This is a genomic window from Lactobacillus corticis, from assembly GCF_018327645.1.
Taxonomy (GTDB): domain Bacteria; phylum Bacillota; class Bacilli; order Lactobacillales; family Lactobacillaceae; genus Lactobacillus; species Lactobacillus corticis.
In genome coordinates this window covers 37200-53741 of the sequence record NZ_BMAY01000009.1, presented here as the reverse complement: position 1 = coordinate 53741, position 16542 = coordinate 37200, and the positions used below count along the sequence as shown (strand labels likewise).

The window sequence follows — 16542 nt, the reverse complement described above, 5'->3', positions numbered from 1 at the left end:
AAGATCTTGGCATATCATACTCCAGATGAAATCTTTGAGAAAGAATTAGATCATATCTATCAAGCAGTATAAATGTTCAATTTATTATTGCAATTTACGTTTAACTTATTTTTATAATATTAATCAGAAACAATTTTGTCAATTTGGCAAAACAAAAACAACACTGCTTTCGGTTTTACCCAAAAGCAGCGTTGTGCAGCAAGTTACCAACTAGCTTCAAAAGTACAAGTTACTTCCCATACAAAAATTGGGCCAATAAGCGATCAACTTGCTTATTTTCGTGTAATTGACTGTGCTGAGCATGCTTAGTAATTTTCACCTCGCGATAACTCTTAGCTCGGCTTGCTAAATATCGGTATGATTGTGCCGACTGCACCGCAACCGAACCGTCAGTGCCATTGCCAATATCACCATAAATATTTAGCACCCTGATCGTCTTAGGATATGTCTGGTGCAATTTTAATAAACCGCGATAGCCATTGGAAATTTTGCTAGGCAAGCCCTCTTTGTTAAAAGTAACTTTTTTCGGGGCGTTGGGTTCGCCCAAAAAGCCATTATAGTGCCCCGCAATCGAAACCACCTTTTTAACTTGGGGCAGCTGCGACTGATTTTGATAATTTTTCAGGTAGTAGGCAATTTGCAAATTCCCCATTGAATGTCCGACCAGATTGACACTAGTAACCCCAAATTGCTTATTTAAAGCATGCAAAACATCGTAGACGTAGCGACTTGAGCGACGATAGCCACTAGCAATATCTGATGAACCGCCATTAACGCTGCGATTATTTTCTAAATTCACTTCAACAACGGCGTTTTTAGCCTTTTTCCCAAGCTGGCCGTAAAAAGCAACTTGCCCATTTTTGGCCACTTCAGCACGGATTATTTTATTAGTGGCATGCACCTGCTCCAAATAATTAGCCATTTGTTCTTCAGCATGGTAACTGCTGCCCCAACCGTGAAAAAAGACCGTTGCGGTTGGCGTGACCCGATACTTATGGGAGTCCACCTGCAAATTAGCCCGATATAAGCCAAAGCCCCCAGCTGCAACTAGCAGTAATATTGCCAACGTCCATAAAACTGTTTTTTTCTTCATTATTTTCCTCCCTGGTTATTTTTTATCTTAATCCTTAGAGTAAACTTCAAGTCAAGCATAAACTTGGCTATCATTAAGAATTTTTAATATCTATTTTGCCCTAGCTGTCACTAATAAATTTATTTGCTATAGTTAGCCTAAAGGATTTATCAGGAGAACAATGATGACTACACTTATCTCAACCCTAATCAACCAATTTGGATATCTTGCAGTCAGTATGCTTATTGCAATTGAAAATATTTTTCCACCAATTCCCTCAGAGGTAATTCTCGCTTTTAGTGGGTTCATGGTTACTAAATCTGAGCTGCAGCTAATTCACTTGATCTTCGCTTCAACTTTAGGGGCCTTGATCGGGGCCTTGATTCTCTACTGGATCGGCTCGCTGTTTAAAGAAGAAAAAATCAGCCAGCTCATTGATCGGCCCTTCTTCAAAAAGATGGGCTTCAAAAAGAACGACGTCAAAAAAGCCAACGCCTGGTTTCAACGGTATGGTATCTGGACGACATTCTTTGCCCGCTTTATCCCGATTGTCCGTAGCCTGATCTCCCTGCCGGCCGGGATGGCGAGGGTAAATCTGTTTAAATTCGCCCTGTTTACAACTTTAGGAAGTCTCATTTGGAACACCGTTTTGCTGAGCTTTGGTACTTATTTAGGGCAAAACTGGCAGCAAGTTGTTATGGTCTTTGAAGAATATTCATTAATTACCTTGATCTTGCTGGGGATTATTTTTCTGGCAGCTTCTTACTTCTGGTATGCTAAACGCATCAAAAAATAGCAGAAAAGGAGTACTTATTCGGCATGAATAGTACTCCTTTTTGTTTGCTATTAATTAATTTCATGGCTGGGCCAAATCCAGTAAACAGCGATCACGGCAATGATCAAATAAGTAACCAGTGGCCAATATAGTGCAGTAAATAGCCCGATAGTATAAAAGGTCAGAGACCAGACTGCCCGTTTATCTTTTACAAAAACCATCTTGAAAGCCTCGCCCAAACTCTTAGAAGGTAGAATGGCCATCATTAACAAGTGATAGGCAATGGCAGTAATCCAAAAAACGAAGATATACACTAAAGTGGGAACGGGCTGAAAATTAGTTTGCGTCACCCAGGCCGTCGTAAATGGAATAAACGAGGTAAAAAACAACCAACTAATGTTGGCCCAATTGATTTTCCAACTAATCTTTTTGGCTTGTTTGATTAACTTATAATGGTTTGACCAATAAATTGCGATATAAGCATAGCTTAAGGTATAGCCCAAAACCGTCGGCCACAATTTGCTTAAACTCTGCCAACTTGCACTCACTGGGGCTTTTAACTCCAATACCATAATCGTGATAATGATGGCTAAAACCCCATCGCTAAAAGCTTCTAGTCGTCCTTTATCCATATTTTTCACCTTTAATTATCGATACTGCGAACTACAATTTTTTCACCAAGTCATACCAAACTTCACCAGCATGCTCAGAATTAGACACGCCGACTTTTATAAAGCCATTATGCTGGTAAAACGGCACATTCTTGGCCAAAGAGGTTAAGGATATTGTTGCTCGTCCAGCTGCTTTGGCAACTTGGGCAAGTTCATTAAGAAGGAGCGTGCCAATACCTTGACCGCGGTAAGTCGGCGAGACGGCAATTGACAAAACCATCTGATGGCCGCCACGAGGCAAATTATGCGGAGTATGTTCATACATTTCGTCAGTCACAAATTGCTCTTTAACTGCTGGCCCCACGATAAACCCCACAACCTGATCTTGATCAGTCGCTACTAAGAAAGTATCAGGAATTTTTGCAAAACGCTCGCGGATTTGCGCAATTCCAGCTGCTTCAGCTTCGTTGAAACCAGCGCGCTCAATCGCCGCCACTTGGGGTAAATCTTGCTTGGCTACCTGTCTAACTTGGATCATCTGTCCACCTCGTTTAATTGTTTTTGTTCATTATACTGAAAAAGTCAACTAAGTTACTAGTTATGTTGCTTTTTTTAAGCTACCATGATACTATAATTAAAAATTATCAAAAGGAGAGCTCACAATGAGACATTTAAGCAATGTTGAATTTAATACTTCATCCTCCTCATCTTCTAACAACAGAAGACGAGTGATTTAGTATACCTTAAAAATTTGAGCTCAGCAGCCTAAATTTACTAGTCACTTGCAGCAGAGTGACTGGCAAATTTAGGCTTTTTGTTTTGGGAGAAAAAATATGGACAAGCAAGATAATCAACTCAGAAGAACGTTAGGCTTTGGTTCAGCCATTGCGATTGTCATCGGGACAATTATTGGTTCAGGCATCTTTTTCAAACAGGCTTCCGTCTTAGCAAGTGCGGAAAATTCCACGCTGGCCATTGCGGCTTGGATTTTTGGCGGGATTATTACTTTGGCAGCCGGCTTAACCATTGCAGAAATTGGCGCGCAAATGCCGTATACTGGCGGGCTTTATGTTTACCTTGAAAAGCTTTATGGCCGGACTTTAGGCTTTTTGGCGGGTTGGATGCAGGTCATTGTCTACGGTCCGGCGATAATTGCTGCCGTTGCCGGTTTTACGGCGATCCTGGTCTGCAATTTTCTCGGCATTAGCACAACTTGGCGCATCCCCATCGCCTTATTGCTAATCATCTTAGTCGGACTAATCAACTTTTTTGACAATCAGGTCGGAGCTGCTTTTTCAATTATCACCACTATCGGCAAGATGATCCCCATTTTCGCCATCATTATCTTTGGCTTATTCTGGGGACAAAATGATGCCTTAAACCAGACCATCGGGGAAGTTCACCAAACCGGCGGCAACTTTGGCGTGGCTGTCCTTGCCACCTTGTTCGCCTATGACGGCTGGATTTTAATTGCCAATTTAGGCGGTGAAATGAAAAATCCGCAAAAAGTTTTGCCCAAAGTAATCATCCTGGGAATTACCGCAGTTTTGCTCATTTATGCCCTCATTACGATCGGAATTTTTCGTTTTATTCCGGCAAACTTAATAAATAAACTAGGTGAAAATACCACGGCCTACTTGGCCACCAAGGCTTTTGGCCAAATCGGCGGCAAGCTGCTAACTTTAGGAATCATTATTTCCATGTTGGGCACCCTGAACGGGAAGATCATCACTTTCCCCAGAATTGTCTATGCCATGGCCAAACGGCAGGACTTGCCATTTTCACGTCAATTAGCCTATTTAACTCCCAAAGGCAAATCACCAGTTGTTGCGACGATTTCGATCATTGCCCTGGCTGGCATGATGCTAACTTGCTTTGACCCTGATCGTTTGTCGGACCTGTGCGTTTTCACCATTTATTGTTTCTATGTGCTGGCATTTTTCGGCATCTTCAAGCTGCGTAAGGAAAATCCTGTCCGGCCTTTCAGCACGCCTTTGTATCCTTTTGTGCCAATCTTGGCAATTGCTGGTGGCTTGTTTGTCATTGTCAGCGAGCTGCTCAATGATCCAGCTGGCGTAGTCTTGTTCATTGGAATTGTGGTGGTGGGCTTGCCAGTCTTTGCTTGGGTTAGACGGAAAAATAAGCAAGTTATAGTGCAGGAATTGGATGAAAACTAGGTATAAAAACAACCAGTCTTGAATGGACTGGTTGTTTTTTGGGGTTATTTACCTCTAGCAACTTCGCTCAGTTTTCTTCTCAAATTTGGATCCATCGCATAAATATACAAACCATGGACTCCCCGAGTTAGCAAGACATTTAATTCATTCCGAATTAACTCTGGAGCAAAGCTTTTCTTACTCCCGTCTTCCAAAGTTCGTCTTTGTACGGCATCCTTATTAGCATGTTTTTCTGGATAATAAACTATCTTGCCGTTTTCGTAACCAACGCTCGGCCCAATAATTACGCCGGCATAGTTTAAGTCAGAGCCTTGAATCGTGTAAATTGAGCCAACTTCATCTATCGTTTCTGGCCTTTCAGCCCAAGATAAATTCTTATTAATCCCACGCTTTTTGGCTTTTTTCTGCTCATTCCATGGCATCTTCCAATCGGAAGCAGAATCTTTTACCATCCAATAATCCTCATCTTTTGGTTTAGAAGCAGAAGAAAATTTCCAGTCAAAAGTTGCGATGATTCTAGAAATACCATTAGCGTACCCTGAATCAATATCAACTTTATTTTTAGCTTTTATAGCTTGCTCCAATTTAGCCGGACTTTCAAAGACCTTAATATCATATTTCGAATCGGTAGGCAAAGTCCCTACTATTCCCTTATCAATAAAATTATCTAACCAATTAATGGTAGCTGGATCTGCATCTATTCGGAGTTGATTATGCAAAGTTATCAGGTTGTCTTTTTCATGAGCTTCACTTTCCAATGAGGAAATCTCATCACTAGTCAAAATTTGTTGCGTCCGAACAATCTGCTTTGGGTCAAAAACTAAAATTACTATTCTTGCTCGCTTTTGCAAATCCTTCAGTTGGTTTTCTCCCCGATAAGCTTGTTTACCCTGTGTCCAGAGCAAATGCCCTTCATCAACTAAGATGACATCAACATGTTTATCTTCTGTCTTTTCACTATTGATGAAAATTGTTGGCTTATCTACTTTCCCTTTTCCTAAGCCAAGTTTCGAAGCAACATTTTGGTAAATCTTAAGTTGCTGATCATGATTAACCAATAATCTAGCTTCAACAGGTTTTCTATCAATCGGATCCGGATTACACAGATCATAAAAAAGATTGCTAAGGAGCACGGTTTTTCCAGCACCCGCTTCTCCTTCAACCAAGATTAATTGCCCTGTTTCATTGCGATCCATTGCGTCCTTCACTTTTTGAAGTATTTGGTTTTTTGCTTTCAGTTGTTCGTTAGTCAGCTTGTGGAATGGTGACGCTTTAAACAAGGCCGAGTCTCTGATAAGCTTCATTTCTGGAAAAAGATGCTTATCTTTGTAATTCAATTTCGTCCAAATATTGTTGAAGACTTCGTCTACTTCTTCTACCGGATAATATTGATCTTGGCTATTAGTACGCCGGTTGTAAAGGGCTTTGACGTTCTCCACGCTGCCTAAATACAACATAAATCTGTTTTCAATATCCAGAGTCATAGATTTATTGAAGTGTCCGTAGGCAATGACGTAAATTTGCGCAGTCTTCGATTTGGATAACTTTTTCCAATCATCCCTGTTTTTGGGATCTTCATGCAAGTGTTGCGTCGTCCTTTGAACTATATTGTTAGTTTCACCTACATACACAGAATATTGCGTGTTTCTTTGCTTTACTTTTTGATTTTTATCATTAACAACATAAACTGTTGGGTAGCGCAAAAGGAGCTTACCGTTAGGCTTATTTTCGTCTAGCTCCTTTATTTCATTTAATCCTTTTTCGCTGTATTCAAATTTTTTGATAATTGGATCAGGTAATTTTCTTTCCAATGTTATTTACCTCAATGAATGTATTAAACTTCATCAACCACTTCAGCTTGCAATAACTGCTTGACTTGCTGCGGTGCTTGATCCATCGCTTTTAAGCCAAATGCTAAACCACATATGACAACTCGATTGGCCAAGCCACCTAATCGATCGGCTGAATAATCAATTACGCGATAGCTAGTTTCATTAGCCGGATAGAACAAAATGCCCGTCTTATCAGTATTTTGTGGTTCAAATGAGCAATATGCCAGAATTTGATGTAAATCTGCTCGATGAGTTTCTTTCAGGATCTCACTCTCATTTAAACGAGCATAGTAGTTCGCCTTGTACTTGGCATCGGCCATATAAAGTCGCTCACCAATCCGAATGGTAATATCCGGCTCTAGGTATTTCAATCCCCATGAAGGAATATGACCGCTGCCGTGAATTTTACCGTTAGCAAAGACTTTACCAGATAATTCCCGTGCTGCTTGAGCTGCAATGGTTTGAACATAGCGTTCAAAAAGTTCAGCCATATCCATTCTCCAAGCATTACTTTGGGTGCTGCCATTTTTTAACACAACATTGGCCTGCTGCTTGGCCTCAGTAATACATTTGGGATCATGGGCACGTAGTTGAACTTCTTTCGTGAACTGCGGCTGAATATTAGCTACTTGCCTGGTTAAATTATTTATTTTGGTCAGATAGCGATAACGAATTTCGGCCGGAGTATCAGCAGAAAGCAAGATTTCTCGTGCTAAATCAAAGACATATCTTAGCTTTCGCCATTCAAGGTGATCGGTTGTTAAAAAGCTATCACGCGCAGGAAAAACTAACGCCTTTCTAGGGTCACTACTGGTAAGTGAATACTTCTGCCAGTCAGTACTAGCTTTCGGATAAGCATAGTCGTGCCTTCTAGTATCAAACTTTCTCCAAGTATAACGGTAAGCTGCTTCAAATAAATCAAGATATTTTACCGCTTCTGTATAAACTGGTGGTTTAAGTTGCATAGGACTGCACAGTGGCTGATCTGCAAATTCTGGAGAGATTGAAAACTCTAACTTTGCCAAAATTTGGGTTAAATCAGCAAAGACATTTTTGCCCAGATCAAACCTGGGTAATACTTGAAAATCTTTGCGAGCAATGCCATCATATGGCATCTTTAATGGGATTGCCCCAATATAATTCGAAGTCTGAAAAGCAATCGTTAATCCTTCACCCGCACCCTGGGTGACAACCTTAATCCCGAGAAAATCCAGCATAGTTTGGTTCAATTCGATGAACCGTCTCACTGCCACTTCCAAGTACCGTTTATCGACTTTTTTATCAAAAAAATCTTGGTAGATCTCTAATTTATGAAATTCTCTAGAGCTTGAAAGGCAGGGCATGCTGTAAAACAACTTACTCATTACCTAAACATCTCCTCATGGATGGTGCGCCGGAAGTAATCAACAAAGTCATCTTTTGAGCGTGCCAACATCCCGTTAGCAAGGTATTCCTTAATCAAAGGCATCACTTCATACTGCAGGCGAGTTTTAATTTCATCACCTTGATCATGCTCTGAAACAATAAAATATGCTTGGCCTGGTTGCAAATTCAACTCTTCATCAGTCGCATATTTTTCAAAAATATCACTGATATCGTTAAACTCTTTTTGACAGAATTTGTAGCCGCTATCTGGCTTCACAGCATGTGGCACCAAAGTGTACCAAGCAAACCGTCGTCTTAAAGCAAAGTCGACAACTGCCAAACTTCTATCGGCAGTGTTCATGGTGGCAATAACATACAAGTTTTCTGGAAGTTTGGTTAATGCTAGTCCTGGGCAAACCTCAATTTTTACGCCACTATTTGCCATGGTTGGTTCAAATAAGTAAAAAGCTGGCCCCAAGACACTAGCCAAGTTAGCCCGGTTAATTTCATCAATGATTAAATAAACGGGCTCATCTGCTTTTGCCTGTGCAGTTTTTATTGCCTGAACAAAAATCCCCTCATGTGCCTGATATTGCAAGTTTTCAGCGTTAACGTTGGGAAGAATGCCATAGACAAAGTCACTATATGAAGTTTCAGCATGGAATTGCGTAAAGAAGACATTACTACTCTCTGCCGTAATTTTTTTAGCCATCCGAGTTTTACCAGTACCAGGAGCACCTTGCAAAACTACATACTTTCTTTGACCGAGTAACTTTTTAATTTCAGCTTCTTCATTTAGCTTACTGTCGTCAATTAGAACGGCTTCTTGGACTTTCTTCCGCTTAGCATTGCTGGTTGGCCAATCACGCACCATTGCATACAAACCTAGGTAACGTCCTATTGTTTCTTTGCATGCCAATTCATTATTAGGATTAATTACACTAGCAGCCAAAATCACTTTGCCATAATTCTTAATGGCATTAGCTAATGTATCCGGGATTTCATTGTTATCACAAAAACTCTTGAAGCCATCTTGTGATTCAACGTCTAAAAAGTCGTTTTTAACAAATGATTCTTTTGTTAGGTCATTTCCAAGCAGGTGCTTGGTAAACATCCTTCTAGTTCCAGGCAAGGTGACAAGATCGTAGTCATTCTTAAACCCGAGACTCCCAACCACTAAAGCAATCATCCACCGGTCCTGGAGATCATCAGCTTCATTACTTGGAAACACAACGATGCTTAAGTCAGAATATGCTCCATTTTTTTCTTCACCTTCACTAATGCAGCCAAAGTAAGCTCCCTTAGCTGGAAATGGATCATTCACATTTTTTCTGGCGACATATTTAAGTCCGGATCGCCCTTTTCCACCAAAGTCTTCTGCTGTGGTGAAAAAGAATTCACGATAGCTTAAATCATTTGAGTCAAAATTTTTATACATATTGCTTCTCCAAAGTTTAGATAAATCCTTTTAAATATTAATGAGCAATAGATGCCACTAGCAACCTATTTCCATCCCCCAGTTTCTAAATCAATAAACTGATTTAACTTGATATCGGAATGGTAGTTTTTGCCATAGTCTCCTGCTTCGGTCTGCTCATCATGCTTAAAGGAAATATTGTAAAGTCGCCCTGTCTTAGTCTTACGGATCAGCTTGTTTTTCAGGAAAAATGAAATTACTTTTTTATGCCCCTCAAAATCATCATCATTTAAATAAAAACAGGAAACTCCGTCATTGGCATTGCTATGCTTGCATTCTTGAACGATGCCTTCTTCAATCGCTTCTTTGCACATTTTCTCCATAAAATTTCTATCTGAAAAGAAGTACATCCATTTTCCCACTTTATTTGGATCAAACTGAGGATCTTTGTCTGACAGATAGTAAATCCAAAAAACATTATTGATTATTCTCATTGCTCTATTTTCGCTTTCTTCATCCACGATCATTACACTAAAAATAATAGCATATTATCAGTCGTGGTGGATTCTGGCAAATAGTTCTGCCCCCGCCCAGCAGACTGCCGCACCAAGCAAAAACACTACCGTATGAACCAGCAAATTGCCTTCTTCACCCGTCCTAAATCGCAACCAGCCATCTAAACAGCCCCCGCCAACCAGGGCAAGCACCACTTTGGTCCAAGTCTTCATTTTTTCCACCATCCCATCCACAATCGTCTCAAAGAAAAGCCAAAGCTTGATATTTTTATCGCCTATTTCTTGCTATGATAAAGAAAAAGCAGTTACTTGGTCAATGCCAATAACTGCCAGTATTTTTTATATGGAGGTCCACATGTACACTACACGCTACACTTCACCCCTAGGCGAAATGACAATCTTAGCTGATGATCAAGCACTTTATGGACTTTGGTTTAATGATCAAAAATATTTTGGGGCTGGCTATGACCTAGCTGCCTATCCTCAAGGCCGCAGCCGGCAAGGGCAAGCAGCGATTGACTGGTTAACGCAATATTTTGCTGGCCAAAATCCTGACCCTTCCCAATTAAAGCTAAAACTGCAAACGACGCCTTTTCGGCAAAAGGTCTATCAAGCCTTGCTGACGGTGCCATACGGAGATACTGCTACGTACAAGCAGCTATCTGACCAGCTCCAAGGCGCGCATCCCCGTCAAAATTTAGCACGCGCAGTTGGCGGAGCAATTGCCCACAATCCGATCATGTTGATCATTCCTTGTCACCGCGTGGTGGGAACTAGTGGCCAGCTAACCGGGTATTCTGGTGGCTTAGCTAGAAAAAAGGCGCTCCTCAAGTTAGAAGAGGCAAAATAGCATCGGTGCCTTTAACGTCTAACTCCCCCTTTGCAATACTGAAAGCAACATTAGCGACTTCTTGCCGGCTTTCAACCCAACATATTTAAGAAAAGTGTTGGTTGTTGCCATCCTCCCATCCCAATATAATAAAGCATAAGGTAAATATGAAAAAGAGAGGATAATCACCATGACGGCTGCACGTAAAAAAATTCAGACTGCAGTTATCAAACTTTTAACTGAGAAATCCATTGATCAGTTGAAAGTTACTCAAATCTGTAAATTAGCTGGAATCAATCGGTCCACTTTTTACGCCAACTATGAGGACATCTACGAAATGGTTGACCAATTGCGTCAAGATATTATTGACCAGTACCAAGAAAAAATTAAAGAAGATCGGCAAAAATCTTTCCTCAACTTTTTGCTTGAGATGGCCAATAACCCAGAAACCTATCGCCTATTTTTTAATTTGGGATTGGATCAACAACTGTCAGTAGATAAAAATTTTTCTGAATGGATGACCTACCCTGCTAACAGCAGCAAACTAGATAAGGTCTTTGTGCGAAATGCCGTCAGAGCAGTTATCAAGGCATGGATTGATGATGGTTATCAAGAATCCCCTGAGGAGATCTTCAAACTCATTTATCAAAAATTACAGTTGCTAGGCATGAAAATAAGCAAGTAAGGGAGAAAGCAGCAATGAGGTCAGCAATCTATTTAGGAAAGAAAAATATTAATCTAATTGAAACAGCTATACCCAAACCTGGTCCTAAAGATGTTTTGATTCATAATCTTAATTCTAGCATCTGTGGATCTGATGTTGCAGTCTATGAACATGGTACAAAGACCGGCCACAAGATCAGTGTAGGCAGCAAATTTGGCCATGAAATGGTCTCTGAAATAGTTGAAGTTGGGAGCGCAGTTACTGATTTCCGAGTCGGACAACGAGTATATCCCTACCCGTTATATGCAGCTGGCGATCCAAGTAAAGCTGGCACTCTTGGCGGTTTTACCGAATATTTATTAATAAAAAATGCGAAACTCAACCATGATCTGTATCTTGTCCCACCGACAATCCCTAATGAAGTAGCAGCGCTCACGGAACCATTTACTGTCGCTACTCGAGCAGTCAAACGAGCCCATCCGCAAACTGGTGACCATGCCTGTGTTTATGGTGCTGGGACCATTGGAATAGCTGCAGCCTTTGCCTTGAGACATTTAGGCTGCACTAAAGTGATGATCGTTGATCATAGTGATTATCGCTTATCTTTGGCACGTAGTTTTGGTTTTGCAACAGTATATTCAGCTAAAGAAAATTTAACTCAAAAACAATTAGAGTATTTCAAACCAGGGATGAGTCTTGGTGGAACGCAAGCCAATATAAACATCACAATCGACGCTGTAGGCGTGCCAGAAATTTTGCAAGACTACCTCGACAGCAAAGTAGTTGACAGCCGGATCGTCTTAATTGGCGTTGATAAAGCAGACCAAGAAATTAATCTGCTGCAAATGATTTTTGCTTCTCAGGCTGTAATCGGTTCTGGTGGATATCGACCAAATGATGTTGAAACGGTTTTTGAAATTTTTAGTGAGAATGTAAATAACATTCAAAAAATGGTAACTAAGGTATTACCTTGGGAAAAATTAGTTGAAGGCATTGAGCTTGCAGCAAATCCAAATAAGGCACTTAATGTTCAAGTTAAATACTAAAATATTTATTCTAATTATGGGTATCCTTTCCGTTTAATGCGAAAAGGATACTTCTTTTTTTCATTTTGCTCCATTTGCATATAATGATCATATGAACCAAGTGCAAAGAAGGAGATATTTCATGCAAAAGTTACCAACTAAAATTGAAGTTCGCGGGGCTAAAGTCCACAACTTAAAAAATATTGATGTTGACATCCCCCTCCACCAATTCGTTGCGATCTCTGGCTTGTCTGGATCAGGGAAAAGCTCGCTAGCCATGGGGATTTTATACGAAGAAGGTTCGCGGCGCTACCTTGAAGCTCTTTCTACTTATACCAGGCGGCGCATCAAACTCGGCGCTCAGGCTGACGTCACCAGCGTTAAGCATATCCCTTCGGCCTTAGCCCTCAAGCAGCGGCCGCAAATTCCTTCTGCCCGGGCGACCGTGGGCACGATGAGCGAAATTTTTAACATGATTCGCCTAATTTTTTCACGGCTCGGGGCACCAGTTTGTCCAAATGGCCACCGCGTTGCCCCCAGCCTGGAAATCGCCCATGCCATGAGTCAGAGCGGCGATAAAATGGGCAAAATTACCTGCCCGGTTTGCGGGGTAAAGTTCATGGCTTTTTCTGCCGAAGATTTTGCCTTTAATGCTGATGGTGCTTGCCCCGAGTGTCATGGTACCGGAAAAGTCCGCAGTCTGGACGAATCTAAATTGATCTTAGATGAAAACCTGTCTTTAGAAGACGGAGCAGTGGCTTCTTGGCACTTGCCAGGGCGCAATTTCATGCCGACTGTCGCCGAAGCGGCCGGGGTTCGGATCAACGTTCCATACCGGGAATTGACCGCAAAAGAAAAAGATTTTGTCTTGAATGGACCAGAAAAGAAATATAAAGTTGATTTTCACTCTAGCACCGGCCGAGTATTTCATGATTTCAACGCGCTTTACGAAAATGCTCACCAAGCGGTGATTGCCTCGGCTAAATCGAGCAAAAGCGAACGGGCCCAAAAGCGGATCAGTGAATTTTTCCATTATTCAACTTGCCCCACCTGCCGCGGCACCAGGCTTCGCCCAGAACTATTAACGCAATTAGCCGGTGGGTTAAACATCGCCGAGGTCAGCGACCTCACCTTGGGTGAACTGCCTAATTGGCAAAATAAGGTCACTAGCAGTTTGCCTGCCAACATGCACACTTTGGCAGAAAACCTGTTCAAAGAATTTAACGACGACCTCCGGCCCCTTCTTGAATTAGGGCTAGATTATTTGACGCTTTCCCGCAATGGCAACACGCTTTCAACGGGCGAACTGCAGCGAATTCAGCTGTCCCGCACCCTGCGCACCGCTACTACGGGTGTCCTTTACATCTTGGATGAACCCTCAATCGGGCTTCATCCCGACAATATCAAGGGCCTCTTGCATGTCTTTCGCGAATTAGTCGCCCAAGGAAATTCGCTCGTTGTGGTGGACCACAATGTTGATATTATCAAGGCAGCCGACTGGATTATTGAAATTGGTCCGGGCTCGGGGGATGCTGGTGGCGAAATCATCGCCCAAGGTTCGCCTAAAACTATCACCCAGCAATCAGCTTCAAAGATTGCTCCTTATTTAAATGGTTCAGCTAAATTAGCAGCGCGCAAAATTGCAACTACCCCTGCAACCAGAGCTATCGACTTCAGAGTGCAAAACTACTACAACTTAAAAGATGTTCAGGCTCAGATTCCGCTTAACCGTTTGACAGCGGTCACTGGTTTTTCCGGGGCGGGTAAAACTAGTCTGATTCTCGATAATTTAGTACCGGGAATTCAAGCGCAAAATCGCCAGCAAACTCTGCCAGCCAGCTTAACCTACCTGCACTCGCCTTTAAAGCAAGTTGTAAGCGTTGATGCTGCCCCAATTGGTAAAAGTTTACGCTCCACCGTTGCTACCTACACCAGTATCATGGATAATTTGCGTAAGTTATTTGCTCAGCAAAAGTCGGCAAAAGAAAAGCACTACACGGCTAGCTATTTTTCCTACAACAACAAACAAGGTGCCTGTCCAACTTGTGGAGGTGCCGGCGTAGTAACGCTCGATATTCAATTTTTGCCTGACATGCAGCAAGTGTGCCCAGAGTGTCATGGCGACCGCTACAATCAAACCGTGCAAGCTGTTAAATGGCAGGGTTATTCGATTGTCGATCTGTTAAAGTTAGACGTTAAAGCTGGCCTAAAAGTTTTCAAGGACGTGCCGAAAATTTATGATGAACTGGTCCTTCTTCAAGAAGTTGGCTTGGACTATCTGCACTTAGGTGAAGGCACGCCAAGTCTGTCAGGTGGTGAAGCGCAGCGGCTAAAGCTGGTCAAGCACCTCAACCACAAGCAGGATACGACCCTCTTCGTGTTTGATGAACCAACGATTGGCCTCCACCCAGAAGACGTCAAGACCTTAGTTCATGTGATGCAGGAGTTGCTGGATCGCGGGGCGACAATTGTGACTATTACCCACGATTTAAACTTGATTGCTAATAGTGACTACATGCTCGATTTGGGACCACGTGGCGGCAGCAAGGGCGGCCGAATTGTGGCCAAGGGCCAGCCAAGGGAATTAATCAAAGAGCCAAAAACACTGACAACTAAATACCTGGCTGAATATTTGCACAGGTATGAGCAGTAAATAGAATGCAAATGCGTTCTTTTATGCTATAAATTAATTTGAGGAGGCTATCAAAATGGCACAAGCTACTAAATATACGACTATTAGTTTTGACAAGGATATCTTAACTATGATCCACAAACAAGCCAATCTTGACGGGATTTCAGCAACCGAATTCATGCGTAATGCAATTCTAGAAAAACTCGAAGATACTCTCGATTACCAAGATGCTGTGCGCAATTTACGTACATCTAATGGCGAAACAGTATCAAGAGACGATGTGAAAAAACAACTGGGGCTTGATTAATGCAATACACATGGTCTTTTGATAAGAAAGCATTAAAAGATTTTCAAAAGCGGCAACACCATCAAGGGCAAAATGAATTAAACCCGAACGTAAAATACAGCTCCTAGCCTCAGTAGTTCGAGGTTGGGAGCTGTTTTGGCTATTACCATTCATATTTATCAAATTCATCCTCATCAAGGACTTCTTTGATGAAAATGGAAATAGACATCACCGTATTATCGTTAATATCGTCTTCTATCCAATATCCTGCTTTAGAATTCCAATCTTCATTCCAGTCATCATACTCTAAGCTTGAGTCAAGGATCTTTGCTTTTTCCATTGACATCCCAATTCTTATCCCATTTTCAAGAATCCATTTGGAACTATCATCTATTATATAAATTTTGAAAAGTTTATCATTTGCAAAAAAGAAATTTAGATGATTTGTAGCGTGTATAATAATCCATTTTACAGGGGGTGTGCAATTATCATTATTCCACACTTCAGTAGAATAATTTATTTTATTTTTGTTTAAGAGACCTTCAATTTCTTTTTGAGGAGATAGCAATTTATAATCTCCAACTCCTACAAAAAGTTTGATAATATTGTTCATTTATTTTCTTCTAAATAGTAACGTGGCTGTTTCTTTATTGTCTGTTTTATAATTAGCTTCATTTGCCTAATCTTCCCGTAATCGGACATACTAATTTTTACATACGGCACATTTCCGTGTCGAGAACTACGGCATTTTGAGGTTCGGAGCTGTTTTTGTTCTTATTCTGCCATTGCCAATTGTAATCGCGTCTGGTCATCAACACTAATTGAACTATCTATCTCTATCAGACGAGCTTTAATTTCTTCAATAAATCAAGCAGTTCATTTCTATGTTTATCTAAAGTTTTTGGGTTAAAGCAGCACCTTTGCCATGTGACTCAAACTCATAAAAGCCTTGAGCATTCAATATTCCATGCTGCTAATTTTGCATCTTCATCTATCAATCTGTTACCAGTAGTAGGACCTCCAGTAAATGGATCTGCTGGCCGATAAGTTCTTAATTGCATAATTTTTTGCTAAATCAAATTTTTAATAGTTGCTGGCATCGCTGATATTTCCCCGGTTGATTGCTGAAGCAGCCTTACTCCATTCACTAGAATTAGAATCAATTGGTCCTAAATCTTGATAGTTGATGTTATACCTCAATAATTCAGGATTAGTTGAGGCCTGCATGGCGTTCTCAATAATGTCGGGGGCCCCTTTGGGACCGCCTTGAATTAGCAAAAAAAGGAAGCGTAGGCATCTCCCACACTCCCTATCTGTTTAAACTATTTTTAAATTGTGCATG

At 41.2% G+C, this 16542-nt stretch carries 17 protein-coding genes; 7 read left to right on the top strand and 10 right to left on the bottom strand.

The window, feature by feature from the left end; translation table 11 throughout:
- Nucleotides 1–229: 229 nt before the first annotated feature.
- Nucleotides 230–1093 carry an alpha/beta fold hydrolase gene (locus tag KI210_RS06545; protein ID WP_212781089.1) on the bottom strand — a complete coding sequence of 288 codons (864 nt, stop codon included), beginning with the start codon at nucleotides 1091–1093 and terminating at the stop codon, nucleotides 230–232.
- A gap of 163 nt (nucleotides 1094–1256) precedes the next feature.
- Here KI210_RS06545 and KI210_RS06540 point away from each other — a divergent pair, with 163 nt between their 5' ends.
- Entirely contained in the window at nucleotides 1257–1868 is a 612-nt protein-coding gene (locus tag KI210_RS06540) for a DedA family protein (RefSeq protein ID WP_212781088.1), read from the top strand.
- Between the two features lie 50 nt (nucleotides 1869–1918).
- Here the strand turns inward: KI210_RS06540 and KI210_RS06535 are convergent, their stop codons facing one another.
- Together KI210_RS06535 and KI210_RS06530 are read right to left on the bottom strand one after the other, a co-directional pair.
- Nucleotides 1919–2479 (bottom strand): TMEM175 family protein, encoded by a 561-nt coding sequence (locus KI210_RS06535; protein WP_212781087.1) that lies wholly within the window; start codon nucleotides 2477–2479, stop codon nucleotides 1919–1921.
- A 31-nt stretch (nucleotides 2480–2510) separates the two neighbouring features.
- A complete protein-coding gene (locus KI210_RS06530) occupies nucleotides 2511–2993 on the bottom strand; it encodes a GNAT family N-acetyltransferase (RefSeq protein ID WP_371870190.1) in 483 nt (160 codons plus the stop codon).
- Nucleotides 2994–3291: 298 nt separating this feature from the next.
- Between KI210_RS06530 and KI210_RS06525 the strand changes: the two genes are divergently transcribed.
- Nucleotides 3292–4635: an APC family permease gene (locus KI210_RS06525; RefSeq protein ID WP_212781085.1), complete on the top strand. Its 1344-nt coding sequence runs from the start codon at nucleotides 3292–3294 to the stop codon at nucleotides 4633–4635.
- A 44-nt stretch (nucleotides 4636–4679) separates the two neighbouring features.
- Here the strand turns inward: KI210_RS06525 and KI210_RS06520 are convergent, their stop codons facing one another.
- The 5 genes from KI210_RS06520 to KI210_RS06500 all read right to left on the bottom strand — a co-directional run bounded on the left by KI210_RS06520 (nucleotide 4680) and on the right by KI210_RS06500 (nucleotide 9977).
- Nucleotides 4680–6446 (bottom strand): DUF2075 domain-containing protein, encoded by a 1767-nt coding sequence (locus KI210_RS06520; RefSeq protein WP_212781084.1) that lies wholly within the window; start codon nucleotides 6444–6446, stop codon nucleotides 4680–4682.
- Nucleotides 6447–6469: 23 nt separating this feature from the next.
- Nucleotides 6470–7831, bottom strand: a complete 1362-nt coding sequence (locus tag KI210_RS06515; protein ID WP_212781083.1) for a 5-methylcytosine restriction system specificity protein McrC — start codon at nucleotides 7829–7831, stop codon at nucleotides 6470–6472.
- Nucleotides 7831–9270, bottom strand: a complete 1440-nt coding sequence (locus tag KI210_RS06510; RefSeq protein WP_212781082.1) for an McrB family protein — start codon at nucleotides 9268–9270, stop codon at nucleotides 7831–7833. The genes KI210_RS06515 and KI210_RS06510 overlap by 1 nt, the downstream gene beginning before the upstream one ends.
- A 65-nt stretch (nucleotides 9271–9335) precedes the next feature.
- Complete coding sequence (locus KI210_RS06505) at nucleotides 9336–9770, bottom strand: hypothetical protein (protein WP_212781081.1); 435 nt, start codon at nucleotides 9768–9770, stop codon at nucleotides 9336–9338.
- A 30-nt stretch (nucleotides 9771–9800) separates the two neighbouring features.
- Entirely contained in the window at nucleotides 9801–9977 is a 177-nt protein-coding gene (locus KI210_RS06500; RefSeq protein WP_212781080.1) for a hypothetical protein, read from the bottom strand.
- 142 nt (nucleotides 9978–10119) lie between these two features.
- Between KI210_RS06500 and KI210_RS06495 the strand changes: the two genes are divergently transcribed.
- The 5 genes from KI210_RS06495 to relB all read left to right on the top strand — a co-directional run bounded on the left by KI210_RS06495 (nucleotide 10120) and on the right by relB (nucleotide 15221).
- Nucleotides 10120–10614 (top strand): methylated-DNA--[protein]-cysteine S-methyltransferase, encoded by a 495-nt coding sequence (locus KI210_RS06495; protein WP_212781079.1) that lies wholly within the window; start codon nucleotides 10120–10122, stop codon nucleotides 10612–10614.
- 169 nt (nucleotides 10615–10783) lie between these two features.
- A complete protein-coding gene (locus KI210_RS06490) occupies nucleotides 10784–11278 on the top strand; it encodes a TetR/AcrR family transcriptional regulator (protein WP_212781078.1) in 495 nt (164 codons plus the stop codon).
- A gap of 14 nt (nucleotides 11279–11292) precedes the next feature.
- Nucleotides 11293–12303: a zinc-dependent alcohol dehydrogenase gene (locus KI210_RS06485; RefSeq protein WP_212781077.1), complete on the top strand. Its 1011-nt coding sequence runs from the start codon at nucleotides 11293–11295 to the stop codon at nucleotides 12301–12303.
- 121 nt (nucleotides 12304–12424) lie between these two features.
- Nucleotides 12425–14935: an excinuclease ABC subunit UvrA gene (locus tag KI210_RS06480; protein WP_212781076.1), complete on the top strand. Its 2511-nt coding sequence runs from the start codon at nucleotides 12425–12427 to the stop codon at nucleotides 14933–14935.
- Between the two features lie 55 nt (nucleotides 14936–14990).
- Nucleotides 14991–15221 carry a type II toxin-antitoxin system RelB family antitoxin gene (relB, locus tag KI210_RS06475; RefSeq protein WP_212781075.1) on the top strand — a complete coding sequence of 77 codons (231 nt, stop codon included), beginning with the start codon at nucleotides 14991–14993 and terminating at the stop codon, nucleotides 15219–15221.
- A gap of 142 nt (nucleotides 15222–15363) precedes the next feature.
- On the opposite strand, the gene KI210_RS06470 is transcribed toward relB, so the two are convergent.
- Both KI210_RS06470 and KI210_RS06465 read right to left on the bottom strand, forming a co-directional pair.
- Complete coding sequence (locus tag KI210_RS06470) at nucleotides 15364–15813, bottom strand: hypothetical protein (protein WP_212781074.1); 450 nt, start codon at nucleotides 15811–15813, stop codon at nucleotides 15364–15366.
- A gap of 470 nt (nucleotides 15814–16283) precedes the next feature.
- Nucleotides 16284–16427 (bottom strand): hypothetical protein, encoded by a 144-nt coding sequence (locus tag KI210_RS06465; protein WP_212781073.1) that lies wholly within the window; start codon nucleotides 16425–16427, stop codon nucleotides 16284–16286.
- Between the last annotated feature and the right edge of the window lie 115 nt (nucleotides 16428–16542).

Coding starts and splice junctions, on each gene's coding strand:
- KI210_RS06545 (WP_212781089.1), bottom strand. CDS start 1,093: ATGAAGAAAAAAACAGTTTTATGGACGTTGGCAATATTACTGCTAGTT.
- KI210_RS06540 (WP_212781088.1), top strand. CDS start 1,257: ATGACTACACTTATCTCAACCCTAATCAACCAATTTGGATATCTTGCA.
- KI210_RS06535 (WP_212781087.1), bottom strand. CDS start 2,479: ATGGATAAAGGACGACTAGAAGCTTTTAGCGATGGGGTTTTAGCCATC.
- KI210_RS06525 (WP_212781085.1), top strand. CDS start 3,292: ATGGACAAGCAAGATAATCAACTCAGAAGAACGTTAGGCTTTGGTTCA.
- KI210_RS06515 (WP_212781083.1), bottom strand. CDS start 7,831: ATGAGTAAGTTGTTTTACAGCATGCCCTGCCTTTCAAGCTCTAGAGAA.
- KI210_RS06510 (WP_212781082.1), bottom strand. CDS start 9,270: ATGTATAAAAATTTTGACTCAAATGATTTAAGCTATCGTGAATTCTTT.
- KI210_RS06500 (WP_212781080.1), bottom strand. CDS start 9,977: ATGAAGACTTGGACCAAAGTGGTGCTTGCCCTGGTTGGCGGGGGCTGT.
- KI210_RS06495 (WP_212781079.1), top strand. CDS start 10,120: ATGTACACTACACGCTACACTTCACCCCTAGGCGAAATGACAATCTTA.
- KI210_RS06490 (WP_212781078.1), top strand. CDS start 10,784: ATGACGGCTGCACGTAAAAAAATTCAGACTGCAGTTATCAAACTTTTA.
- KI210_RS06485 (WP_212781077.1), top strand. CDS start 11,293: ATGAGGTCAGCAATCTATTTAGGAAAGAAAAATATTAATCTAATTGAA.
- KI210_RS06480 (WP_212781076.1), top strand. CDS start 12,425: ATGCAAAAGTTACCAACTAAAATTGAAGTTCGCGGGGCTAAAGTCCAC.
- relB (WP_212781075.1), top strand. CDS start 14,991: ATGGCACAAGCTACTAAATATACGACTATTAGTTTTGACAAGGATATC.
- KI210_RS06470 (WP_212781074.1), bottom strand. CDS start 15,813: ATGAACAATATTATCAAACTTTTTGTAGGAGTTGGAGATTATAAATTG.
- KI210_RS06465 (WP_212781073.1), bottom strand. CDS start 16,427: ATGCAGGCCTCAACTAATCCTGAATTATTGAGGTATAACATCAACTAT.